Source organism: Acidovorax sp. M2(2025), from assembly GCF_049330835.1.
GTDB lineage: Bacteria > Pseudomonadota > Gammaproteobacteria > Burkholderiales > Burkholderiaceae_C > Acidovorax.
The window spans coordinates 2,944,524-2,968,739 of sequence record NZ_CP186262.1; the positions used below are offsets into that span (position 1 = coordinate 2,944,524).

Annotated in this window: 20 protein-coding genes; 16 read left to right on the forward strand and 4 right to left on the reverse strand. The window is 68.2% G+C overall.

What is annotated here, in order from left to right; genetic code table 11:
- Positions 1–8: 8 nt before the first annotated feature.
- Positions 9–2,639 carry an alanine--tRNA ligase gene (gene alaS, locus ACOYR3_RS13715; protein WP_422842922.1) on the reverse strand — a complete coding sequence of 877 codons (2,631 nt, stop codon included), beginning with the start codon at positions 2,637–2,639 and terminating at the stop codon, positions 9–11.
- A gap of 292 nt (positions 2,640–2,931) precedes the next feature.
- Here alaS and ACOYR3_RS13720 point away from each other — a divergent pair, with 292 nt between their 5' ends.
- From ACOYR3_RS13720 to ACOYR3_RS13765, 10 genes are all read left to right on the forward strand, one after another.
- Positions 2,932–3,849, forward strand: coding sequence for a dihydrodipicolinate synthase family protein (locus tag ACOYR3_RS13720; RefSeq protein WP_422842923.1), 918 nt, complete (start codon positions 2,932–2,934; stop codon positions 3,847–3,849).
- An 84-nt stretch (positions 3,850–3,933) separates the two neighbouring features.
- Positions 3,934–5,085, forward strand: coding sequence for a branched-chain amino acid ABC transporter substrate-binding protein (locus tag ACOYR3_RS13725; protein ID WP_422842924.1), 1,152 nt, complete (start codon positions 3,934–3,936; stop codon positions 5,083–5,085).
- A gap of 159 nt (positions 5,086–5,244) precedes the next feature.
- Complete coding sequence (locus ACOYR3_RS13730) at positions 5,245–6,180, forward strand: 4-hydroxyproline epimerase (protein WP_422842925.1); 936 nt, start codon at positions 5,245–5,247, stop codon at positions 6,178–6,180.
- A 28-nt stretch (positions 6,181–6,208) separates the two neighbouring features.
- Positions 6,209–7,321 (forward strand): NAD(P)/FAD-dependent oxidoreductase, encoded by a 1,113-nt coding sequence (locus ACOYR3_RS13735; RefSeq protein ID WP_422842926.1) that lies wholly within the window; start codon positions 6,209–6,211, stop codon positions 7,319–7,321.
- Entirely contained in the window at positions 7,318–7,590 is a 273-nt protein-coding gene (locus ACOYR3_RS13740; protein WP_422842927.1) for a (2Fe-2S)-binding protein, read from the forward strand. Before ACOYR3_RS13735 ends, ACOYR3_RS13740 begins: the two co-directional genes overlap by 4 nt.
- Positions 7,587–8,915, forward strand: coding sequence for an FAD-dependent oxidoreductase (locus tag ACOYR3_RS13745; RefSeq protein WP_422842928.1), 1,329 nt, complete (start codon positions 7,587–7,589; stop codon positions 8,913–8,915). Before ACOYR3_RS13740 ends, ACOYR3_RS13745 begins: the two co-directional genes overlap by 4 nt.
- A 116-nt stretch (positions 8,916–9,031) precedes the next feature.
- Entirely contained in the window at positions 9,032–9,670 is a 639-nt protein-coding gene (locus ACOYR3_RS13750) for a TRAP transporter small permease (RefSeq protein ID WP_422842929.1), read from the forward strand.
- A gap of 14 nt (positions 9,671–9,684) precedes the next feature.
- Positions 9,685–10,950 carry a TRAP transporter large permease gene (locus ACOYR3_RS13755; RefSeq protein WP_422842930.1) on the forward strand — a complete coding sequence of 422 codons (1,266 nt, stop codon included), beginning with the start codon at positions 9,685–9,687 and terminating at the stop codon, positions 10,948–10,950.
- Positions 10,951–11,000: 50 nt separating this feature from the next.
- Positions 11,001–12,038, forward strand: coding sequence for a TRAP transporter substrate-binding protein (locus ACOYR3_RS13760; protein WP_422842931.1), 1,038 nt, complete (start codon positions 11,001–11,003; stop codon positions 12,036–12,038).
- 42 nt (positions 12,039–12,080) lie between these two features.
- Entirely contained in the window at positions 12,081–12,755 is a 675-nt protein-coding gene (locus ACOYR3_RS13765; RefSeq protein WP_422842932.1) for a GntR family transcriptional regulator, read from the forward strand.
- Positions 12,756–12,881: 126 nt separating this feature from the next.
- Here the strand turns inward: ACOYR3_RS13765 and ACOYR3_RS13770 are convergent, their stop codons facing one another.
- Positions 12,882–14,300, reverse strand: coding sequence for a PLP-dependent aminotransferase family protein (locus tag ACOYR3_RS13770; protein ID WP_422842933.1), 1,419 nt, complete (start codon positions 14,298–14,300; stop codon positions 12,882–12,884).
- 191 nt (positions 14,301–14,491) lie between these two features.
- Here ACOYR3_RS13770 and gabT point away from each other — a divergent pair, with 191 nt between their 5' ends.
- The 6 genes from gabT (at position 14,492) to ACOYR3_RS13800 (ending at position 22,084) form a co-directional block, all read left to right on the forward strand.
- Positions 14,492–15,796 carry a 4-aminobutyrate--2-oxoglutarate transaminase gene (gene gabT, locus ACOYR3_RS13775; protein WP_422842934.1) on the forward strand — a complete coding sequence of 435 codons (1,305 nt, stop codon included), beginning with the start codon at positions 14,492–14,494 and terminating at the stop codon, positions 15,794–15,796.
- A gap of 43 nt (positions 15,797–15,839) precedes the next feature.
- Complete coding sequence (locus tag ACOYR3_RS13780) at positions 15,840–16,940, forward strand: ABC transporter ATP-binding protein (protein ID WP_422842935.1); 1,101 nt, start codon at positions 15,840–15,842, stop codon at positions 16,938–16,940.
- Between the two features lie 121 nt (positions 16,941–17,061).
- Positions 17,062–18,093 (forward strand): ABC transporter substrate-binding protein, encoded by a 1,032-nt coding sequence (locus ACOYR3_RS13785; protein ID WP_422842936.1) that lies wholly within the window; start codon positions 17,062–17,064, stop codon positions 18,091–18,093.
- A gap of 49 nt (positions 18,094–18,142) precedes the next feature.
- On the forward strand, positions 18,143–19,405 hold the full coding sequence (locus ACOYR3_RS13790; protein ID WP_422842937.1) for an ABC transporter permease: 1,263 nt from the start codon (positions 18,143–18,145) through the stop codon (positions 19,403–19,405).
- Between the two features lie 169 nt (positions 19,406–19,574).
- Positions 19,575–20,396 carry an ABC transporter permease gene (locus ACOYR3_RS13795; RefSeq protein ID WP_422842938.1) on the forward strand — a complete coding sequence of 274 codons (822 nt, stop codon included), beginning with the start codon at positions 19,575–19,577 and terminating at the stop codon, positions 20,394–20,396.
- A gap of 197 nt (positions 20,397–20,593) precedes the next feature.
- Positions 20,594–22,084, forward strand: a complete 1,491-nt coding sequence (locus ACOYR3_RS13800) for an NAD-dependent succinate-semialdehyde dehydrogenase (RefSeq protein WP_422842939.1) — start codon at positions 20,594–20,596, stop codon at positions 22,082–22,084.
- Positions 22,085–22,160: 76 nt separating this feature from the next.
- On the opposite strand, the gene ACOYR3_RS13805 is transcribed toward ACOYR3_RS13800, so the two are convergent.
- Both ACOYR3_RS13805 and ACOYR3_RS13810 read right to left on the reverse strand, forming a co-directional pair.
- Positions 22,161–23,294 (reverse strand): ROK family protein, encoded by a 1,134-nt coding sequence (locus tag ACOYR3_RS13805; RefSeq protein WP_422842940.1) that lies wholly within the window; start codon positions 23,292–23,294, stop codon positions 22,161–22,163.
- Positions 23,295–23,626: 332 nt separating this feature from the next.
- Positions 23,627–23,983: a hypothetical protein gene (locus ACOYR3_RS13810; RefSeq protein WP_422842941.1), complete on the reverse strand. Its 357-nt coding sequence runs from the start codon at positions 23,981–23,983 to the stop codon at positions 23,627–23,629.
- Positions 23,984–24,216: the final 233 nt, after the last annotated feature.

Below are 24,216 nucleotides of genomic sequence, written 5' to 3' on the forward strand. Positions count from 1 at the left end.
TGCGGCGGTCAGCCCAGCCGCTGGGCCACCCAGCCCTGCACGGATGCCAGGGCCGCGGGCAGCTTGGCGCCATCGGTGCCGCCGGCCATGGCCATGTCGGGCTTGCCGCCGCCCTTGCCGCCCACCTGCTGGGCCACAAAGTTCACCAGCTCGCCGGCCTTGACCTTGCCCACGCTGTCGGCCGTGACACCGGCTGCCAGCTGCACCTTGTCGCCGTCCACGGCGGCCAGCACGATGGCGGCGGTCTTGAGCTTGTCCTTGAGCTTGTCCAGCGTGTCGCGCAGCGTCTTGGCGTCGGCGCCATCCAGCTGGGCGGCCAGCACCTTCAGGCCCGCCACGTCCACCGCCTGCGCCACCAGTTCGTCGCCCTGGCTGGAAGCCAGCTTGCCCTTGAGGGCGGCCACTTCCTTCTCCAGCACCTTGATCTGGTCCAGCGCCTGGCCGATGCGGGAGGTCAGCTCGGCCGCCGGCGTCTTGAGCGCCCCGGCCGCCTGCGCCACCGTATCCTCCAGGCTTTGCAGATAGGCCAGCGCATTGGCACCCGTCACGGCTTCAATGCGGCGCACGCCCGCAGCAACGCCGCTTTCGGCCACGATCTTGAACAGGCCGATGTCCCCCGTGCGCTGCACGTGCGTGCCGCCGCACAGTTCGCGGCTGCTGCCGATGTCCAGCACGCGCACGGTCTCGCCGTATTTCTCCCCGAACAGCATCATGGCGCCCGTCTTCTGGGCCGACTCGATGTCCATCACACGCGCCTGCGTGGGGTGGTTGTCCAGCACTTCCGCGTTCACGATGCGTTCGATCTCGCGGATCTGCGCGTCCGTGACGGGCGCGTTGTGCGCAAAGTCGAAGCGCGTGCGCTCAGCGTTCACCAGGCTGCCCTTTTGCTGCACGTGGCTGCCCAGCACCTCGCGCAGGGCCTTGTGCATCAGGTGGGTGGCCGAGTGGTTGCGCACGGTGGCGGCGCGCACGGCGGTGTTCACCTGCGCCTGCACGGTGTCGCCCACGTTCAGGGTGCCGGTCTCGAGCGTGCCGTGGTGGCCGTACACGTCGGCCTTGATCTTGAGCGTGTCGCCCACCGCAAAGCGTGCGGAGCCACTGGTGATCAGCCCCTCGTCGCCCACCTGGCCGCCGCTTTCGGCATAGAAGGGGGTGGTGTCCAGCACCACCACGCCGTTCTGGCCGGCTTTCAGGGCTGCAGCGCTTGTCCCGTCGACGTAGATAGCTACGATTTTTGCAGTCTCAGCCAGGCTTTCGTAGCCGGTGAACTGGTTGGCCGCGCCCGCGTAGTCGAGTGCCTTGTCCATCTTGAACTTGCCGGCGGCGCGGGCTTGCGCCTTCTGCTTTTCCATTGCAGCCTGGAAACCGGCCTCGTCCACTTCGACATCGCGCTCGCGGCACACGTCGTTGGTCAGGTCCAGCGGGAAGCCGTAGGTGTCGTGCAGCTTGAAGGCCACGTCGCCGGGCAGCACCTTGGCGCCGCCTTCCAGCGCGGCGTCCAGAATCTCCATGCCGTTGGCCAGCGTTTCGAAGAAGCGCTCTTCCTCAGCCTTGAGCACCTCGGTGATGCGCTCCTGCTGCTCGCGCAACTTGGGGTAGGCGTCGCCCATCAGGCGCACCAGGTCGGCCACCAGCTTGTGGAAGAAAGGCGTCTTCTTGCCCAGCTTGTACCCGTGGCGGATGGCGCGGCGCACGATGCGGCGCTGCACGTAGCCGCGGCCCTCGTTGCTGGGGATCACGCCGTCGCTCACCAGGAACGCGGTGGCGCGGATGTGGTCGGCGATCACGCGCAGGCTCTTGTTGTTCAGGTCCGCCACACCGGTCTCGCGGCCGGCGGCCCGGATGAGCTGGTCGAACAGGTCGATCTCGTAGTTGCTGTGCACGTGCTGCAGGATGGCGGCCAGGCGCTCCAGGCCCATGCCCGTGTCCACGCAAGGCGCGGGCAGCGGGGTGACCGAACCGTCTTCGGCCATGTCGAACTGCATGAACACGTTGTTCCAGATCTCGATGAAGCGGTCGCCATCTTCCTCGGGGCTGCCCGGAGGGCCGCCCGGAATCTCGGGACCGTGGTCGTAGAAGATCTCGCTGCACGGACCGCAGGGGCCGGTGTCGGCCATCATCCAGAAGTTGTCGCTCTTGTAGCGGCCGCCCTTGTTGTCGCCAATGCGGATCACGCGCTCGGGCGGCAGGCCGATTTCCTTGGTCCAGATGTCATAGGCCTCGTCGTCCTCCTGGTACACGGTGGCCAGCAGGCGGTCGGCGGGCAGCTTGTATACCTGGGTCAGCAGCTCCCAGGCCCACTTGAGCGATTCGCGCTTGAAGTAGTCGCCAAACGACCAGTTGCCCAGCATTTCAAAGAACGTGTGGTGGCGCGCCGTGTAGCCCACGTTTTCCAGGTCGTTGTGCTTGCCGCCGGCGCGCAGGCAGGCCTGCACGGACACGGCCCGGTTGTACGGGCGCTTGTCGGTGCCCAGGAACACGTCCTTGAACTGCACCATGCCCGAGTTGGTGAACATCAGCGTGGGGTCGTTGCCCGGCACCAGGGGGCTGGACGCCACCACGGTGTGGCCCTTGGAAACGAAGAAGTCCAGGAAGGACTTGCGAATGTCGGCGACGGAAAAAGTGGGTGTGCTGCTCATGGTGTGGTGGAGTGGTTTCACACGGCGGTGCGCCACGCAGGCCGGTGCCTGCAGACGTCCCAGCGGGACCAACCTTTCATTATAGGTTTGGCCCCGCCGGCCCAGCTTTTGCCCGCGACGGGCCGCCCGGCCCGCAACGTTGGCGGCCTGGGCCGCCTCCGTTGCAGCCGGCCCCTTCGCTTTCGGCGCCGCAAGCTTTGCAAAAAAGAGGCACAACCCCATTGCAAAGTTTAAATATCTCATTAATATATTTACAACATACCAATCAACCACCCACCAGGAGTCTGTTCGCATGAATCCCCAACCCCGCTGGCAAGGCATCTTCCCCGCCATCACCACCAAGTTCCACGCCGACGAGTCCATTGACGCCGAAGGCACGGCCCGCCACATCGACTTCCAGATCCGCAACGGCATCCACGGCCTGGTCACCTGCGGCTCGCTGGGCGAAGCCAGCACCCTGACGCTGGAGGAAAAGCTCCAGGTCGCCCAGATCGCCCTGGAGGCCGCCGACGGCCGCATCCCCGTGCTGGCCAACGTGTCCGAAACCAGCACCCGCGAGGCGCTGCGCTACATCGACGGCGCCAACAAGCTGGGCGTGGCCGGGTTCATGGTCATGCCCTCGGTCATCTATGTGGCCGACGCCCGCGAGGCCATGGCCAACGTGCGCGCCATGGCCGCGGCCGCGCAGCGCCCGCTGATGATCTACAACAACCCCGTGGCCTACCGCGTGGACCTGAAGCCCGAGCACATGCTGGAGCTGGCCGACTGCGAGTGGATTGCCGCCGTCAAGGAGAGCACGGGCGACATCCGCCGCATCACCGACCTGCGCAACACCGTGGGCAACCGCTACCAGCTCTTCCTGGGTGTGGACGACCTGGCCTATGAGGGCCTGGCGCTGGGCTGCGATGGCCTGCTGGCCGGCGTGGGCTGCGCCTTCCCGCGCGAGACCGTGGCCCTGTACGACCTGATGAAGGCCGGCAAGTTTGCCGAGGCGCTGCCGCTGTACCAGTGGATGACGCCCATGCTCCACCTGGATGTATCGAACAAGCTGGTGCAGAACCTCAAGCTCATCGACGTGCTGGCGGGCGTGGGCACCGAGCACATGCGCCGCCCCCGCCTGCCGCTGGTGGGCGAGGAGCGTGCGTTTGTCGAGCGCGTGGTGAAGAAGGCGCTGGCAACGCGCCCCACCCAGTACCAATCCGTGGCCTGACCAGCCCCCACCAACCCTGTTTCCGCCACCGGGCCGGACGAGACACCGGCCTTTCCTCCCAACCGCACCCACAAGAGGTTTCCCATGACACGTGCATCGTTCGGATTTCTGACCCTCACGCCGGCGGCGCTTGCCGCGCTGCTACTGGCGGGCCACGCCCCGCAGGCCACCGCGCAGGAGCAGATCATCAAGATCGGCCACAGCGGCCCGCTCTCCGGCCCCAATGCGTTCGCGGGCCGGGACAATGAGAACGGCGTGCGCCTGGCCATCGAGGAGCTCAACGCGAAAAAGATGGTGGTCGAGGGCAAGCCGCTGAAGTTCGAGCTGGTGTCCGAAGACGACCAGTGCGATGCACGCACGGGCGTGAGCGTGGCGCAGAAGCTGGTGGACAGCGGGGTCAAGTTCGTCCTGGGCCCCTATTGCTCGGGCGTGGCGATTCCCGCATCGCGCGTCTACGGCGAAGGGGGCGCGCTGGTGTCCACCGTGGGCACCAACCCCAAGGTGACGGAAGGCGGCTACAAGAACCTGTTCCGCATCATCGCCAGCGACACGCAGATCGGCTCCAACATGGCCGTCTATGCCGCGCAGGTGCTGAAGGTGAAGCAAGTGGCCGTCATCGACGACCGCACGGCCTTCGGCCAAGGCGTGGCCGACCAGTTCATGAAGGAGGCCAAGGCACAAGGGCTGACGGTGGTGGGCCAGGAGTTCACCACCGACAAGTCCACGGATTTCCTCTCGATCCTCACCAGCCTCAAGGGCAAGCAGCCGCAGGCCATCTTCTTTGGCGGCTATGCCCCGCAGGCGGCGCCCATGGCGCGGCAGATGAAGCAACTGGGCCTCACGGCCAAGCTGCTGGGCGGCGACACCCTGTGCAGCCCCGAGGTGGGCAAGCTCGGCGGCGACGCCGTGAACGACACGGTGGTGTGCGCCCAGGGCGGCACCATGCTCGACAAGGTGGCCCACGGCCCGGCCTTCAAGGCCAAGTACAAGGCCCGCTTCAAGCAGGACGCCGACGCCTATGCCGCCTCCTACTACGACCAGATGATGTTTATCGCGGACGCGATGAAGAAGTCCAGTTCCACCCAGCCGGCCAAGGTCGGCGCGCAAATGTACCAATCGAGCTACCAGGGCGTGGCGGGTGCCTATGCCTACGATGAGAAGGGCAACCTCAAGCAGGCGCCCATCACGGTGCTGACCTTCCGCAACGCGGCGCCGGTTCCCCTCGCCAGTTATTAAGCCCCTGAGCCGCCTGCGGCGCCTTCCCCCCGGAGGGGGGACGCCCCTGGCGCGGCGGGGCGGCCCTTGCGCGGGGGCCCTCGTATTGACAGCGCGGACTCGTCCGGCCGCTACGATTTCCACCCGTTCAAGACACACGCAACCTTTGACCCAGGCACCATGAAACGCATCCAGATCCTTGATTCCCATACCGGCGGCGAGCCCACGCGGCTGGTCGTCAGCGGCTTTCCCGACCTGGGTGCGGGCAGCATGGCCGAGCGCCGGGCGTTGCTGGCCAGCCAGCACGATGCGTGGCGCGCCGCCACGGTGCTGGAGCCGCGCGGCAACGACGTGATCGTGGGCGCGCTGCTCTGCGCGCCGCAAGACCCGGCCAATACGGCCGGGGTGATCTTCTTCAACAACACCGGCTACCTGGGCATGTGCGGCCACGGCACCATCGGCCTGGTCGCCTCGCTGGCCTACCTGGGCCGCATCACGCCCGGCGAGCACCGCATCGAGACGCCCGTCGGCACGGTCACCACCACGCTGCACGAGGACGGCGCGGTCAGCGTGCGCAATGTGCCGGCCTACCGCCTGCACCACCGGCTGGCCGTCGACGTGCCGGGCTATGGCCGCGTGGCGGGCGACGTGGCCTGGGGCGGCAACTGGTTCTTCCTGGTGGCGGACCACGGCCAGCGCGTGGCCAGCGACAACCTGGAGGCGCTGACGGCCTACACCTGCGCCGTGCAGCAGGCCCTCAAGGACCAGGGCTTCCGCGGCGACAACGGTGGCGAGATCGACCACATCGAGCTTTTCGCCGACGACGACAACGCCGACAGCCGCAACTTCGTGCTGTGCCCCGGCAAGGCGTATGACCGATCGCCCTGCGGCACCGGCACCAGCGCCAAGGTGGCCTGCCTGGCAGCAGACGGCAAGCTCCAGCCGGGCCAGGTGTGGCGCCAGGCCAGCATCATCGGCAGCCAGTTCGAGGCCAGCTACGCGCTGCAGGACGATGGCAAGGTCATCCCTACCCTGCGCGGCCGCGCCTACATGAGCGCGGAGGCCACGCTGCTCATCGACGACAACGACCCCTTCGGCTGGGGCATCCGGCTCTAACCCTGCATTTGCCATCTTCACGGACCCCATGCACACCACCGATGTCCTCGTGATCGGCGCCGGCATCGTCGGCGCAGCCTGCGCGCATGCGCTTGCCCAGGCCGGGCTGTCGGTGCGCGTCCTCGACGCGCGGCTGGGCGGCGCCACGGCAGCGGGCATGGGGCATCTGGTGGTGATGGACGACAACCCGGCCGAACTGGCGCTCAGCCGGGCGTCGCTGGAGCTCTGGCACCGCTGGGCGCCGCAGATGGACGCGGGCTGCGCCTTCACGCCCTGCGGCACGCTGTGGGTGGCCGCCAACGAGGCCGAACTGCGGGCGGCCCACGACAAGGGCGCCGCCCTGCAAGCGCAAGGCGTGGCTTGCGAACTGCTGGACGCCGCCGCCCTGGCGCGCGCGGAGCCTGCGCTGCGCCCTGGATTGGCCGGCGCACTCAAGGTTCAAGGCGACAGCGTGGTCTATGCCCCGCGCGCGGCCCAGTGGCTGCTGGACCAGGCCGCCCTGCGCGCGCCGCTGCGGGTCGAGCAGGCCGAGGCGGCGCAGATCGACGGCCGCACGGTCACCCTGCGCGACGGCAGCCGGCGCAGCGCGGGCGCCATCGTGCTGGCCAGCGGCATCCGCGCACCGCAGCTGTGCCCCGGCCTGCCGCTGCGGCCCAAGAAAGGCCACTTGGTCATCACCGACCGCTACCCGGGCACCGTGCACCACCAGCTGGTGGAGCTGGGCTACATCGCCAGCGCGCACCACAGCGACGGCACCTCCGTGGCCTTCAATGTGCAGCCGCGGCCCACGGGGCAGTTGCTCATCGGCTCGTCCCGCGAATTCGACACCACCGATCCGGCCGTCAGCGACGCCCTGCTGGGCCGCATGCTGCAGCGCGCGCTGCACTACCTGCCGGGCCTGGCGGACCTCAACGCCATCCGCACCTGGACCGGCTTTCGCGCCGCCACGCCGGACGGCCTGCCCATCATCGGCCCCCACCCCCAGCGCCCCCACCTGTGGCTGGCCGTGGGGCACGAGGGCCTGGGCGTGACCACCGCGCCGGCCACCGCCCAGCTGATCGCCGCGCAGATCGTCGGCATGCCCCTGCCCCTGGACGCCGCTGCGTTCGCGGCCCACCGTTTTGCACCTCTGCAGGCATGAACGCTTCCCTCATCACCCTCACGCTCGACGGCCAGCCCCTGCACGTGCCGCCCGGCACCACCGTCGCAGCCGCCCTGGCGCATGCGTATCCCCCCGGCGCCACCCGCCGGTCGGTCAGCGGCGAGGTGCGCGCGCCGCTGTGCGGCATGGGCATCTGCCAGGAATGCCGCGTGCAAATCGATGGCCTGCGCCGCCTGGCCTGCCAGACCCTGTGCCGCGACGGCATGCAGGTGGCCACCGGGCTGCGCGCCATGGAGGGAACGCCATGAACAGGCCCTCCACGCCCACCGCCCCCGCGTGCGACCTGCTCATCGTGGGCGCCGGCCCCGCCGGCCTGGCAGCGGCCCTTGCGGCGGCCCCCAGCGGCGCGCGCATCGTGCTGCTGGACGACAACGCCGCCCCCGGCGGCCAGATCTGGCGCGACGGCCCCGGCGTCCCACTGCCGCAGGCCGCGCTGCGGCAACGCGAGGCCCTGGCCCGGCACGCCAACGTGCAGCTGCGCTGCGGCACACGCGTGGCCGGACTGGCCCACCGCACCGAGCGGGTGCCCGGCCTGCACGCTTTGCTGCTGGAAGATGCCACCGGGGGCTGGGTGCAGCAGGCCCGCCAGGTCATCCTGTGCACCGGCGCGCGCGAGCTGCTGCTGCCGTTTCCAGGCTGGACGCTGCCGGGCGTGACCGGTGCGGGCGGGCTGCAGGCCCTCATCAAGGGCGGGCTGCCTGTGGCCGGCCAGCGGATCGTGGTGGCCGGCAGCGGGCCGCTGCTGCTGGCGGCGGCCCGCACGGCGCGGGACGCCGGTGCGCAAGTCGTCGCCGTGGCCGAGCAGGCCCCGTGGCGCGCACTGGTGCCCTTTGGCGCCAGTCTGGTGCGCTGGCCGGCCAAAGCCGTGCAAGCCCTGGCGCTGCTGCCCGCCACCTACCGCGCCGGCACCCATGTGGCGCGCGCCCAGGGCGGTGGCGGCGCTCGCGGCCAGCTCCAGTCCGTCACGCTGCGCACCCAGGACCGCGAGCGCGACATCGCGTGCGACCGCCTGGCCTGCGGCTTTGGCCTGGTGCCCAACACCGAGCTGGGCCAGATGTTGGGCGGCAGCCTGAACGCCCGCCACGGCCTGCGCGTGGATGCGCAGCAGCGCCTGCACGGCGTGCCCGGCGTGATGGCGGCCGGGGAATGCACCGGCTTCGGCGGCAGCGAACGCTCGCGCGCCGAAGGGGCCATGGCGGGCTTCCTGGCGGTCGGCGATACCGCCGCTGCGCGCGCGCTGGAGCCGGAACGCGCCCGCTGGCAGGCCTTTGCAGACGCCTTGCACCAGCATTTCGCGCTGCAGCCCGCGCTGGGCCGGCTGGCCGAGCCCGACACCCTGGTGTGCCGCTGCGAAGACGTGCCCCACGCCGCGCTGGTGGAGCGCTCCGGCTGGATCGACGCCAAGCTGCACACGCGCTGCGGCATGGGCCCCTGCCAAGGCCGCATTTGCGGCGCAGCCACCCGCCACCTCCTGGGCTGGACGCCCGCGCCTGCGCACCACTTGCTGGCGCCCACCCGCATCGGCACGCTGGCCGGCCTGGGGGATGGCGGGCCGCCACCTGCGCAGGGCTGAACGCCGGCACGCGACGGCCACCCCACGGCACAGGCATTCATCTTGCTTCTACATATATTTAAAAAATATTGAAGACCGCTGCCAGTTCCACCTCCGCCGCACACCACCACCTGCCCATGAACACGCCTGCCGCCTCCCCCTCTCCCATGCCGCCCGCCGCGCCCCGCCCGCCTGTGCGCTGGGCTCTGGCGCTGTCCAGCCTGGTGCTGCGCGCCGAACGCCACCTGCTCATGGTCCTGATGGCCGCCCTGGTGCTGCTGATCCTGCTGAACGTCGCCACGCGGTATTCGGGCATGCCGCTGTACTGGGTGGACGAAGCGGCGGTGTACACGGTGGTCTGGCTGACGTTCATTGGCGCGTCGGTGACGACGCGGCTGCGCATGGACTTTGCCGTGGGCATGCTGACCGACCACCTGGGCCCGCGCAGCGCCCGCATTGCCAAGACCCTCGCTACCTCCTGCGTGCTGCTGTTCGGCGTGGCCCTGCTCGCCATGTGCTGGGTATGGCTGGACCCGGTCGGCATCGCCCAGTTCGGGTTCGATGCCAAGGAATACGCGGCCCAGAGCTTCAACTTTGTCTACACCGAACGCACGCAGACGCTGAACTGGCCCACCTGGGTGCTGCAGCTGATCCTGCCGATCTTTGCAGCCACCTTCAGCGTGCATGCGCTGGCCAACCTGCTGGAAGACATGGGCCTGGCAGAGCGCGCGGCCCACGCAGGCTTTGATGTGGTCAACGCCGACGCCGTGAACTGATCCTGGAGACCCGCATGCTCACGACCCTCTTCTTTCTTGCGGTGCTCATGGTGGGGGTACCCATCGGCGTGTGCCTGTGCCTCTCGGGCATCGTGTACATCTTCAGCATCGACAGCCCGGTGTTGTTCCAGTCGTTTCCGCTGCAGATGTTCGGCGGCGTGGACAGCTATGGGCTCATCGCGATCCCGCTGTTCATCCTGATCGGCGAGCTGATGAACAGCGGGGGCATCACGCGCCGGCTGGTGGACCTGGCAATGGCCTTTGTCGGCTCGGTCAAGGGTGGGCTCGCCTACGTGAACATCCTGGCCAACATGCTGGTGTCGTCCATCATCGGATCGGCCACCGCGCAGGTGGCCATCATGTCGCAGGTCATGGTGCCCGAGATGGAAAAGCAGGGCTACGACAAGACCTTTGCCGCCGGCCTCACGGTCTACGGCGGCATGCTGGGGCCCATCATCCCGCCCTCGGTCATGTTCGTGGTGTTCAGCGTGCTGGCGCAGGTGGCCGTGGGAGACATGCTGATCGCCGGCATCCTGCCGGGCGTACTGCTCACGCTGCTGTTCTTCTGCGTCATCGCGCTCATGGGCTTGGTCTACGACTACCCGCGCAGCGCCAAACGCCCCTGGCGTGAGCGCCTGCGCACGGTGGTGCAGGCCAGCCCCACGCTGCTAATCCCCATCGTCATCGTGGGATCGATCCTGGGCGGGCTGGCCAACCCCACCGAGTCGGCGGCCGTGGGCGCCGTGGCTTCCGTCCTGGTGGGCCGCTATGTCACCAGGGAGTTCCACTTCAGCGCCCTGCCGCGCATCCTGCTGCGCTCGGCCGTCTACTCGGCCGTGGTGCTGTTCCTGGTGGCTGCGGCGGCCGTGTTCTCGTGGCTGCTGATCTACGGCAAGGTGCCGCAGATGGTGGCGGCCTGGGTGCAGACGGTAGCGCACGACCCGGTCACCTTCTTGCTGCTGGCCAACGTGATCCTGCTGGTGATCGGCACCGTCATCGACGGCATTCCCGGGCTCATCATGACCGTTCCCATCCTGCTGCCCATCGCCACCGACGTGTACCACATCGACCCGCGCCACTTCGGCGTGGTGGTGGTCATCAACCTGGTGCTCGGGCTGATGTCGCCGCCCGTGGGCCTGAGCTTCTTCGTCGCCTCGGCCGTCACCGGGGCCAAGCCGGGAAAGATGTTCATCGTCACCCTGCCGTTTTTCATCATCAGCTGCGTGGCGCTGGTGATGCTGTCGCTGTTCCCCAGCCTGTCGCTCGGCCTGCTCAAGTAGCAAGCCTGCGGCCCACCCTTCTCCCAACGTTTCTCACCACGGAGTTCATCATGACGAAGCAGCCCGCCCCTCCCGTTTCCCCCGTCACCCGCCGTCATTTCATCCAGCGCCATGCCGCAGCGGCCGCCGCCGTGGCGGGGCTGGGCGCGCCCGCGCTGCTCAGGGCCGCAGATGCCAAGGAATTCCGCCTGGGCCTGATCACCCCGGCCGGCCATTCGTGGAACCGCGCCGCGCTGCAGTTTGGCGAGGCGCTGAAAAAGGAAACCAACGGCCGCCTGAGCGTGGCCGTGTTCCATTCGGGCCAGCTGGGCAACGAGGCGGTCATGATGCAGCAGCTGCAGTCCGGCGCGCTCGACATGGGCTGGATCCAGGCGGCCGAGCTGGGCTCGCGTGTGTCCAGCATTGCCGCCATCAACGCACCGTACCTCGTGCGCTCGACCCCCGCCGTCGCCAAGCTGGTCCGCCACCCGTCCGCCCTGAAACTGCTGGAGGCCCTGCCGCGCGAGACCGGCACCATCGGCCTGGGCTGGGGCATCACCGGCATGCGGGCCGTGTTCTCCACCAAGGACATCAACGTTCCCACCGATATCAAGGGCATGAAGCTGCGCATCAACCCCACGCCGGTGTACCGCGACTTCTACCAGATGCTGGGCGCCGCGCCCACGCCCATCCCCACGCCCCAGGTGTTCGACGCCATGAGCAACGGCCAGGTCGACGGGCTGGAGGCGGACATCGAGTTTTCGTGGAATCAGCGCTTCGACAAGGTGGCCAAGACGCTGCTGCAGATGAATGCGCTGTTCATGCCGTTTGCGCCCCTGGTCTCGGGCCGCGTCTGGCAAGGGCTGGATGCCAAGGACAAGGACATCATCCGCAAGCTGGTGGTCCAGTCGCTCGATGCGCAGATCAACGACATCGTGACCACCGAGGCCGGGCTGATCGAGAAGTTCAAGGGCACGTCCATCGCGTTCAAGACGGCGGCTTCCTTCAACCCCGAAGGGCTGGTGCAGGAGTTCGACAAGCTGTGGCTGCCCAAGGCTCCGCAGATTGCCGAACTGCGCAAGGTAGGCGCCAGCCTGGCCACTCAGTAAGATGCGGCCCGCAACCCGCCCCACCTGCCCACAACGAGCCCCATGACCACCCGCAGCGCCTCCCCGAAGCGAGAACAAGCCCCCAAACGCCGCGCGGCCGACGTGGCCTACGACGCCATCGAGGCCATGATCTCCACCCTGCAGCTGCAGCCCGGCTCGCCGGTGGTGGAGGCCGAGATCGTGGACAGCACGGGCCTGGGCCGCACGCCGGTGCGCGAGGCGCTGCTGCGCATGGTGTCCATCGGGCTGATTGCGCAGCAGCCGCGGCGCGGGCTGCTGGTGTCGCACATCGACCTGGCCGATCACCTGGACGTGATCCAGACGCGCCGCGTGCTGGAGCGCCTGATCGCCTCGTGCGCAGCGCGCCGCGCCACGGCCCCGCAGCGCCAGGCCATCGTGCGCTGCGCCGAGAAGATGGTGGAGGCCGCGGCGCGCAGCCACCTGGACGACTACATGCAGGCCGACCACGAGCTCGACGTGGTCGTGCACCAGGCCTGCCAGAACCACTCGGCCGTGAAATGCGTGCAGCCGCTCATCGTGCAGTGCCGGCGCTTCTGGTACGCCTACCAGCATGAAGGCGAGGTCTCGGAAGGCGCGCGCGCCCACATGCACCTGGCCCAGGGCATCGCCACGGGCGACGAGGCGCAGGCGGTGGCCGGGGCCGAACAGCTGATGGAATACCTGGAGCGGTTTGCGCGGCGCATCATCGACCGCTGAAAGCACACCGGGCTGAGTCAGGTCGCTATATATTTGATAGCTTCCAGCGCTTACCCAGCAAGCGCTGGAGGCCAAAAAAACTCCAAACCAGCGCACAAAACCGCCGCCAGGCAGGCAGCCAGGCGCTCAGTCCACGACCTGCTGCCCCAGCAGAATGCGCTGCTCCAGAAAGCGCCACAGCCGCTCGTCCTGGCTGAACGACACGTTGAAGCGCAGCCAGCCCGTGGGCCGCGGCTCCACCAGAAAGAGCTGGCCCGGGCCCAGCATGATGCCGGCGCCGGTGGCCTCTTTGGACAGCTCGGCGCTGTCGGGCAAATCGGGGTGCCGCGCCCACAGGTACATGCCGGCCTCGGGTTCGTGGAACAGCTCGAAGCCCAGGCCCAGCAGCCGGCGGCCCACGGTGCGGTGCGCGTCGGCCAGGCGCTCGCGCAGCGACTTGAGGTGCTTGCGCCAGCGGCCGTCGGTCACCACGCCGAAGGTGATGCGCTCGGTGATCTCGGACGAGGTCAGGCCCGAGATCATCTTCAGCTGCACCAGCTCGTCCAGCAGGTCGCGCCGCGCCGCCAGAAAGCCCGTGCGCAGGTTGGGCGAGATGGTCTTGGAAAAGCTGCCCAGGTAGATCACGCGGTTCAACTGGTCCAGGCTGGCCAGCGACGGGCGGACGCCCGGGTCCATGTCGGAGTAGATGTCGTTCTCGACCAGCAGGAACCCATGCTGCTCGGCCAGCTGCAGCAGGCGGTGCAGGTGCGCGACGGACGCCATCGAGCAGGTGGGGCTCTGCAGCCGCGGCTGCGTGAAGAACACGCTGGGATGGTGCGCAGCCAGCAGCGCCTCCAGCGCGGGCAGGTCGTAGCCCGTGGGGGTGCGCGGCACGCCCACCACATGCGCGCCGGCAAAGCGCAGCATGAAGTGCAAGTTGGGGTAGCCCGGGTCGTCCACCAGCACCACATCGCCCGGCTTGACCAGCCGCCGCGCCACCAGGTCCAGCGCCTGGCTGGAGCCCTGGGTGAGCAGCACCTGGTCCGCGTCCACCACCAGGTGGTGCTCGGCCAGCGACTCGGCCACCACCATGCGCAGCGCCATGTGGCCGTGGGGCAGGCCGTAGCCGTCCAGCTCGGTGCCGTCGGACGACAGCTGCCGCATGCTGCGCTTCACCGCGTCGCCAAACAGCCAGTCGTGCGGCAGCCAGCCGCAACCCGGCTTCATGGGCAGATTGCGGTTTTCAAAAATTTGCTTGAGGTACCAGCGTGCGTCAAAACGGGGCACCGGACGTTCGGGCGCACCAAGACCGGGCGCCGCGCCTTCATCCCCCCGCCGCTTCACGAAAAAGCCCGCGTTGGCGCGCGACACCAGCCAGCCCTGCGCCACCAGCCGGTCGTAGGCCTCGACCACGGTGAACACGCTCACCCCGTGGGCGGCCGCAAACGCGCGGATGGAGGGCAGCTTGCTGCCCGGCTTGAGCACCTGCCCGGCGATGAGGCCTCGCAGCCCGTCAACGATCTGGCTGACCAGCGGAGTCTGGAGATCCGGGCTGAGGTTGAGCATCAAGAAAGGGAAAAAGGGGCCGAATTGTGCACCGGCTTGGCGCACACCAAATCAGGGATTGCCTGTACAGGATTTTAGACCTGCACAGTGCGCGCGAAACAGCGCTGCGCTGTACATGGACGGTGTTGGGCGCGACTTCCAGAATTCGCTCCATTCCTTCCTTTCCGTCCACTACCACCCGAACCACCGCCATGCAGCAAGACCGCCACTTCACCAACGCCGCCCTCCTCGCCCGCCGCCATGCCGCCGTGGCACGCGGCGTGGGCCAGGCCCATGACCTGTTCATCCAGAAAGCCCTCAACGCCGAACTGTGGGACGTGGAAGGCCGCCGCTTCATCGACTTCGCCGGCGGCATCGCGGTGCTCAACACCGGCCACCTGCACCCCGCGGTGATCGCCGCAGTGAAGGCCCAGCTCGACCTGTACACCCACACCTGCTTCCAGGTGGTGGCCTACGAGCCCTACGTGGAGGTGTGCGAGCGCCTGAACACGATGGCCCCCGGCGCCTTTGCCAAGAAAAGCCTGCTGCTGACGACCGGCGCCGAGGCGGTGGAAAACGCCATCAAGATCGCCCGTGCCTACACCAAGCGCCCCGGCGTGATCGCCTTCACCGGCGGCTACCACGGCCGCACCAACCTCACGCTGGGCCTCACGGGCAAGGTCGCGCCGTACAAGGTCGGCTTCGGCCCCTTCCCCGGCGAGATGTACCACGCGCTGTTCCCCAACGCGCTGCACGGCGTGAGCGTGGAACAGGCCCTGCACTCGGTCGAGCTGATCTTCAAGAACGACATCGAGCCCGAGCGCGTGGCGGCCTTCATCGTCGAGCCCGTGCAGGGCGAAGGCGGCTTCTATGTGGCGCCCCCCGAATTCATCACCGGCCTGAAGGCCCTGGCCGACCGCTACGGCATCCTGCTGATCGCCGACGAAGTGCAGACCGGCGCGGGCCGCACCGGCACCTGGTTTGCCTGCGAGCAATGGCCCGTGGCGCCGGACCTCATCACCACGGCCAAGTCGCTGGCGGGCGGCTTCCCCCTGTCGGGCGTGGTGGGCCGCGCCGACGTGATCGACGCGCCCGCCGCCGGCGGGCTGGGCGGCACCTACGCCGGCAGCCCGGTGGCGTGCGCCGCCGCCCTGGCCGTGATCGAAGCCTTCGAGAGCGAAAAGCTCCTGGCCCGCAGCCAGGACATGGGCGCCCTGCTGGTCAGGGGCCTGAAAGAAATCGCGGCCAAAGTACCGGCCATCGGCGACGTGCGCGGCCTGGGCGCCATGGTGGCCCTCGAGCTGTTCGAGAACGGCGACGTGCACCGCCCCGATGCCGCGCTCACCAAGAAGGTGGTGGCCGAGGCCGCACGGCGCGGGCTCATCCTGCTGTCCTGCGGCACCTACGGCAACGTGATCCGCATCCTGGTGCCGCTCACGGCGTCCGACGACCTGCTGCAGGAGGGCCTGGCCATCCTGGCAGCCAGCTTTGAAGCCGTGGCCGCGGCTGCGAAATGACATGCGCCCGGCTCTCCACTCCACCTACCAGATGCCACCGACCATGACCCAAGCCGAACCCCTGGTGCGCTTCAGCGGTGTGCAAAAGACCTATGACGGCGAGCAGCTGGTCGTGCGCTCGCTGGACCTGGACATAAAGCGCGGCGAGTTCCTCAGCCTGCTGGGCCCGTCAGGCTCGGGCAAGACCACCACGCTGATGATGCTGGCCGGGTTCGAGTCGCCCACCGCGGGCGACATCCTCCTGGACGGCAAGCAGATCACGCACACGCCGCCGCACAAGCGCAACTTCGGCATGGTGTTCCAGAACTACGCCCTGTTCCCCCACCTCACCGTGGGCGAGAACGTGGCCTACCCGCTGACGGTGCGCAAGGTGCCCAAGGCCGAGCAGGCCGAGCGCGTGAAGAAGGCGCTGGACATGGTGCGCCTGGGCGGCATGGCCGACCGCCTCCCTGCGCGCCTGTCGGGCGGGCAGCAGCAGCGCGTGGCCCTGGCGCGCGCGCTGGTGTTCAACCCGCAGCTGGTGCTGATGGACGAGCCCCTGGGCGCGCTGGACAAGCAGCTGCGCGAGCACATGCAGATCGAGCTGAAGGAACTGCACCACCAGCTGGGCGTGACCTTTGTCTACGTGACGCACGACCAGGGCGAAGCGCTGACCATGAGCGACCGCGTGGCCGTGTTCAACGAAGGCGTGATCCAGCAGCTGGCCGATGTGGAGAGCCTGTACGAAACGCCGAGCAACCGCTTTGTGGCGGGCTTCGTGGGCGACAGCACGGTGCTCACCGGCACGCTGCAAGGCGCAGGCAGCGACGCGGCCATCCAGCTGCCCGGCGGCTTCCTGCTGCCTGGCGTGAACGTGAACCAGGCCGCGCTGGGCGCGCGCGTGCAAGCCTGCGTGCGCCCCGAGCGCATCGTGCTGCACCCGTCGTCCGACTACCCGCGGCCCAACGCCATCCCGGCCACCGTGGCACGCACCATCTACTACGGCGACCACCAGCGCCTGATGTGCGACCTGGGCCACGGCCAGGAACAGGCCACGGTGAAGCTGCCGCTGTCCCCCGCCGGGACCCCCTGCAGCCATCCGCAGCCGGGCGACCAGGTGCTGCTGGAGTTTCCGCCGGCCACCACCCGCATCTACGCCGCCTAGCGCCGGGCGGCGCCCTTTCCTGCCCGGAAGCCGCCGCCTTGCCCCGCACTTGTTTGCCTTTTTTGCCCGTTCCCTCTTGCCCGTGTTCCCGTTCCGTTCCACCACAACCCAAGGAAAAACCATGAAAAAGAGCCTTATCGCCTGCGCATCCCTGGCTGCCTGCCTGGCCCTGCCCAGCTTCGCGCAGCAGCAACTCACCGTCGTGAACTTTGGCGGCGCCAATGCCAACGCGCAGAAAAAGGCGTTCTACGAGCCCTACGAAAAGCAGGGCAACAAGATCGTGGCCGTGGAATACAACGGCGAGCAGGCCAAGGTGAAGGCCATGGTCGAGACCAAGAAGGTCACCTGGGACGTGGTGGAAGTCGAATCGCCCGACGCTGCCCGCGGCTGCGATGAAGGCCTGTACGAGAAGCTGGACTACAGCAAGATCGTGCCCAAGGCCGACCTGCTGCCCGCCGCCGTGAACGAATGCGCCGTGGGCATCTTCGTGTGGTCCACCGTCATGGCCTACAACGGCGACAAGCTCAAGACCCCGCCCACCAGCTGGGCCGACTTCTGGGACACCAAGAAGATCCCCGGCAAGCGCGGCATGCGCAAGGGCGCGCGCTACAACCTTGAATTCGCTCTGCTGGCCGACGGCGTGAAGCCCGCCGACGTGTACAAGGTGCTGGCCACCAAGGACGGCGCCGACCGCGCGTTCAAGAAGCTCACCGAACTCAAGCCCAACATCCAGTGGTGGGAAGCCGGTGCCCAGGCGCCCCAGTTCCTGGTGGCGGGCGACGTGGCGCTGACCACGGTGTTCAACGGCCGCATCGACGCCGCCAACCGCGAAGGCCGCAACCTCAAGATCTACTGGCCCGGCGGCATCTACGACCTGGACTACTGGGCCATCCCCAAGGGCACGCCCAACAAGGACGCTGCCGTGAAGTTCATCGCCTTCACGATGCAGCCCCAGCAGCAGTCGGCCTACGCACAGAACATTGCCTACGGCCCGGCCAACAGCAAGGCCCTGGCATCGCTGGACAAGAAGGTGCTGGACGACCTGCCCACCTCGGCCGCCAACGCCAAGGAAGCCCTGCAGTTCAGCGTGGGCTTCTGGGCCGACCAGGGCGAGGCGCTGGAAAAGCGCTTTGCCGCCTGGGCCACCCAGTAAGGCCACGGCACCTGAGCCCCTTGTGAAACGCTGAGAGCAGGACACCTCCATGCAAGCCACCTTGGCCCATCCCCACGCCATCGCCACCGACGGCAGCACGCCCGGCGCGCTGCGCGCCGCCCTGGCGCGCGCTGAATCCCGCCGCAAATGGCGCGCGTTTGCGCTGACCTTGCCGCTGCTGGTGTTCCTGCTGCTCACGCTGCTGGTGCCTATCGTCGCGCTGCTGCAGCGCGCCGTGGAAAACCCCGAAGTCGCCAACGCCCTGCCCGCCACCGTGCACGCCCTGGACGGCTGGAACCGCAAGGACGCCCCAGGCGCCGCGGCCTACGCGGCCCTGGTGCAGGACCTGGCCCGCCTGCCCGACAGCTCCGACGCGGGCGCGCTGGCACGCCGGCTCAACACCGAGGTGCCGGGCGCGCGCTCGCTCATCATGGGCGCGTACCGCGCGCTGCCGATGGAAGGCACGCCGGATTCGATCCGCGCGCAGCTGCTGGAAAAGGACGCGCGCTGGGCCGAGCCCCCCCTGTGGCAGGCCATCGCCAAGAACGGCGCCCGCTGGACGCCCGACTACCTGCTTGCCTCGGTGGACCTGCAGCGCGACGCGCTGGGCCACGTCGAGCGCATGCCCGAGGAGCAGCGCGCCTTTGGCGGCATTCTGCTGCGCACGTTCCACATCAGCCTGGTGGTCACGCTGGTGTGCCTGCTGCTGGGCTACCCGCTGGCCTGGTGGCTGGCCAGCCTGCCCGCGCGCCAGGCCAATGTGCTGATGATCCTGGTGCTGGTGCCGTTCTGGACCTCCATCCTGGTGCGCGTGGCCGCATGGATCGTTCTTCTGCAGTCCGAAGGCCTGGTCAACCGCGGCCTGATGGGCCTGGGGGTGATCAGCGAACCGCTGGCGCTGCTGTTCAACCGCACCGGCGTGGTGATCGCCATGGTGCACATCCTGCTGCCCTTCATGATCCTGCCGCTGTACAGCGTGATGAAGAGCGTGCCGCCCACCTACCAGCGCGCCGCGGTATCGCTGGGCAGTTCGCCCATCGCGGCATTCTTCCGCGTGTATGTGCCGCAGACCTATCCCGGCATCGGCGCCGGCGCGCTCTTGGTGTTCATCCTGGCCATCGGCTACTACGTGACGCCCGCGCTGCTGGGCGGTGCCGACGACCAGATGCTGAGCTACTACATCGCGCGCTACACCAACGTGGAGGTCAACTGGGGCATGGCCTGCGCGCTGGGCGCGCTGCTGCTGGCCGCCACGCTGGTGCTCTACGGCGTGTACCGCCGCATCGGCAAGGCCGAGTTGAGTCTTGGATGACCCCCCTGAGCCGCTTCGCGCCTTCCCCCCAAGGGGGGACGCACCCGGTGGCCCGGCCAAGCCGGTTCCACGGGTGCACTGGTTTCGGATGCGCCCGTCTCACGCCCCGCGCGTTTTAGAACCTCGGTTTGGCCCCTTGTCCGCACAACCCACGACCTCTTCCCCACCTATGCGCCGCTACCTGCCCCAATTTCCCCTCTACGCCACCCTGCCCGACAAGCTCGGCTGGTGGGCCGTGCGCGCGCTGTGCGTGGCCGTGCTGGCGTTCCTGCTGGCGCCCATCCTGGTGATGGTGCCGCTGTCGTTCTCGGAAAGCTCCTTCCTCGCCTACCCCATCCACAGCTGGTCGCTCAAGTGGTACCAGCACCTGTTCGATTCGCCCGAATGGGCCCGCGCCACGCGCAACAGCTTCATCGTGGCGCCCGCGGCCACCGTGATCGCCACCGCGCTGGGCACGCTGGCCGCCGTGGGGCTGTCGCGGGCGGACTTCCGCTTCAAGGGCGCTGTCATGACCATCCTGATCGCCCCGATGGTCGTGCCCATCATCGTGGTGGGCGTGGCCACCTACCTCTACTTCGCGCCGCTGGGCCTGGCGGACAGCTACTTCGGCCTCATCATCGTGCACGCGGCGCTGGGCGCCCCCTTTGTGCTGACCACCGTGCTGGCAACGCTGGCGGGCTTCAACCACAACCTGGTGCGTGCCTCCCTGAGCCTGGGCGAGACACCGCTTTCCACGTTCTTCCGCATCACGCTGCCGGTGATCGCGCCGGGCGTCATCTCGGGCGCGCTGTTTGCCTTTGCCACTTCGTTCGATGAAGTGGTGGTCACGCTGTTCCTGGCGGGCGCCGACCAGTCCACCCTGCCGCGGCAGATGTTCACCGGCATCCGCGAGAACATCTCGCCCACCATCGCGGCCGTGGCCACGCTGCTGATCCTGTTCACCACCAGCCTGCTGCTGGCGCTGGAGTGGCTGCGCGGCCGGCGGGCATGACGGCCCCGCTGAGCCGCCTCGCGGCGGTCCCCGCCCGGGCCGCGCCAGTGGCATGCGCGGCGGGCAACCGCAGCGCATGCCTGGCAACCGGCCTGAAACCACGCCGCCAGTGCCACACTGGTGACAAGTGCGGCGGCAGCGCGTGCTAGCCTTTCCCTCAACCCCTTCCCCATTTTTTCTTCACCCGGAAGCATCCCATGGACATGAAGACCTCTCCCCTCGCCCAGCTGAACGACCCCACCCTGCTCAAGACCGACGGCCTCATCAACGGCCAGTGGGTGGCCGGCGCCGGCCGCTTTGACGTGAACGACCCCGCCACGGGCAAGAAGCTGGCCGACGTGGCCAACCTGGGCCCGCAGGACGCCGAAGCGGCCATCGCTGCCGCCAACGCCGCCTGGCCCGCCTGGAAGGCCAAGACCGCCAAGGAGCGTAGCAACCTGCTGCGCAAGTGGTACGACCTGCTGATGGCGAACCAGGACGACCTGGGCCGCATCATGACGGCCGAGCAAGGCAAGCCCCTGCCCGAGGCCAAGGGCGAAGTGGCCTACGGCGCCAGCTTTGTGGAGTGGTTTGCCGAAGAAGCCAAGCGCGTCAACGGCGAGACCCTGCCGCAGTTCGACAACAACCGCCGCCTCTTGGTGCTCAAGCAGCCCATCGGCGTGTGCGCGGCCATCACGCCGTGGAACTTCCCGCTGGCCATGATCACCCGCAAGGTGGCCCCGGCCCTGGCCGCGGGCTGCCCCGTGGTCATCAAGCCGGCCGAACTCACGCCGCTCACCGCCCTGGCCGCGGCCGAGCTGGCCCTGCGCGCGGGCATCCCTGCCGGCGTGTTCAACATCCTGCCGGCCGACAGCGGCAATTCCATCGCCATCGGCAAGGTGCTGTGCGCCAGCGACGTGGTGCGCCACATCAGCTTCACCGGCTCCACCGAAGTGGGCCGCATCCTGATGGCGCAGTCCGCCCCCACGGTCAAGAAGATGTCGCTGGAGCTGGGCGGCAATGCGCCCTTCATCGTGTTCGACGACGCCGATGTGGACAGCGCCGTGGAAGGCGCCTTTGCCAGCAAATACCGCAACGCCGGCCAGACCTGCGTGTGCACCAACCGCTTCTACGTGCAGGAAGGCGTGTACGACGAGTTCGTCGCCAAGTTCGCCGCCAAGGTCAAGACGGCCAAGGTGGGCAACGGCTTTGAGGACGGCGTGAGCCAGGGCCCGCTGATCGAGGAAGCCGCGCTGGAAAAGGTGCAGCGCCATGTTCAGGACGCCCTGGCCAAGGGCGGGCAGGTGGTGGCCGGCGGCCAGCGCCTGAGCAGCCTGGGCTCGGGCCAGTTCTTCGAGCCCACGGTGGTGGCCGGCGCCACGGCCGACATGCTGTGCGCACGCGAGGAAACCTTCGGCCCCTTCGCGCCGGTGTTCAAGTTCAAGACCGAGCAGGAAGCCATTGACGCCGCCAACGCCACCGAGTTCGGCCTGGCCAGCTACTTCTACAGCCGCGACGTGGGCCGCATCTTCCGCGTGGGCGAGGCGCTGGAGTACGGCATGGTCGGCATCAACGTGGGCATCCTGGCCACCGAGCACGTGCCGTTTGGCGGCGTCAAGCAGTCCGGCCTGGGCCGCGAGGGCTCGCACTACGGCATGGACGACTACGTCGAGATCAAGTACCTGTGCGTGGGCGACGTGCTGAAGTGAAGCAGCGCGCCCCGCGCTTGCTTCACTATTGATAGCTGCCAGCGCTTGCCAGTCAAGCGCTGGAGGCCAAAATCATTCAATTTTTCTGCGGCGCGACATTGGTGTAGCTGGCATTGCCCAGGCCCGTCCCCACGGTCAGCACGGCCCAGCGCCGCACGTCCTGCGTGAAGGGCAGCTCGGACAGGCCCTGCACCACCGCATCGTTGTGCAGGCACACCTGCGTGCGTCCCTGGCCGATGTGCGGCAGCCGCCCGCACAGGTAGCGCGGCAGATGGAAGCGGGTGCTTTCCCAGTTGCCGGGCAGGTTCTGCGTGCCGCCCGCGAGCGAGCCGTCCTCCACCACTAGGCCGGGGCAGGCCACGCCGATGTAGGGCGCCAGGCGGATCTTCTTTTTCCTGGCATGGGCCATCAGGCGTTCCAGCATGGCGGCGATGCCCTCCAGCAGCTCGTCGCGCCGCGGCTTGTCGTCGGCATGGGCCCATTTTTCGCGGCGCACCACCTCGGCCAGCGACAGGTCGGGGGCGCGGTGCAGGTGGGTTTGCACCACGCCGCAGCGCACGTTGGTGCCGCCGATGTCCACGGCCAGGATGGCGTCGTAGCTGTGCAGCAGCGCGGCCGGGGCCAGGTGCACCCAGCCGATCAGCCCGCCTTCATCGGAATGGTGGTGCAGCGTGCGCAATTCGGCGCCTACGCCCCCGTCCCGCAGGATCTGGCGCGCACGCTCCACCGCGCGGCGGCCGACCTCGCTCTGGTGGAAGCCGCCGCCGATGATGATGCGCTCCACCCCCCGCCAGCTGCGGTGCCGCAGAAAGCGCTGCACCACGTGGACCAGCTGCAGCGCGTAGTCCTCCACGGCCGCCTGGATGGCCTGCGCGGCCGGCCCCTTCTTGCGCAGCAGCGCATCCAGCTGGTGCTTGCTCAGCCGCCGCGTGGGCCGCTGGCCGAGCGGGTCCTTGCCCACCATGGACGTGAACAGCGCGCGCCACGCCTGCAGCATGTGGCGAAACGCCGTGCGGCTGGCCACGTCGCCCACAAAGCCGTCGCCCTCGCGCAGCTCCAGGCTGTAGCCGTCGACGGTGACGGATGCGAGCTGCAGCTCGCCATGCGGTCCCACGATCCCCAGCTCCCGCTGTGCGCGGGCCTCCGGGTCGGATACGGCCTTGCGGGCCGGTGGTTTCCTGGGGGTGTTGTTGTGGTCCTGCGACGCCATTCCTTCCTTCTGCCTGAAAGGCGCCCTGCCGCGGGCGCCGTGCAGGCATGGTGGCAAGGACGGCGCCCACGCCGCGTCGGCCAATGCCCCGTCTTGGAGAACGCTTACGCCGCAAGCCACCAGGCAGCCAACACGTGAAGAGCCCGTGAGGAGCCCAACGAAAGAGCGGGGGAAGGGAAAGAATCCGCCGGAGGCAAGCGTGCAAGCAGTGAGGGCAACGCTGCACAAGCCTCTGCGACGCCTTCTCCTGCTAGAAACCTGGCTTCCCAAGTCCAAAGCGTTTCATATCTGGCACGGCTATGTTTCTTGACCCAGTCAGGCCTGCACCCTGCCTAAGCCCGGGATGGCATCCCATCTTCTCCAAAGGCAACACCCAGCTGTTCCAGCTTTGCGCGCGCCTCGTGGTGTACCACGCCTCGCTTTCGAACATCAGCTTCCAGCAATCTGAGAAGGGTGTGCTTGCCGACATTGGCATTGCGGATCACCTCCACACGCACACCCCAGAATCTGTCATTCGCAAAGCGGTCCAGTATCCCCGCGTCTGCATCCGGATTCATCGCAGCAGTGGCCCGGATGGCCTGGTTCGGATCTGTCAAAAATGGCTCGAGCTCGGCGGCATTTGCGGCTCCACAGGCAGCGGTGTAGCGCCGCTGCTCTGCCGCTTTCTGCTCAGGTGTTTTTTTGGCCATTGTTTTACCCAGTCGAGGCTTGGTTGCACACATCATTCAGCGGCCGAGTTCCCCCAAGCCACAGGCGTAGTTATGCCACGGCCCCTGTCGGCGGGCCCGGTTCGGAGCATTGATTGAGGAGAGACGCCCGCGCTTGCCGGTGGGTGGGGGCCACCACTGCTTGTCTTGCCCAGGCAGATGGTCGGCCGCCGCGCGCCGTCAGCACTGCGTTGCCGGCCTTCCGGTTCGTTGCG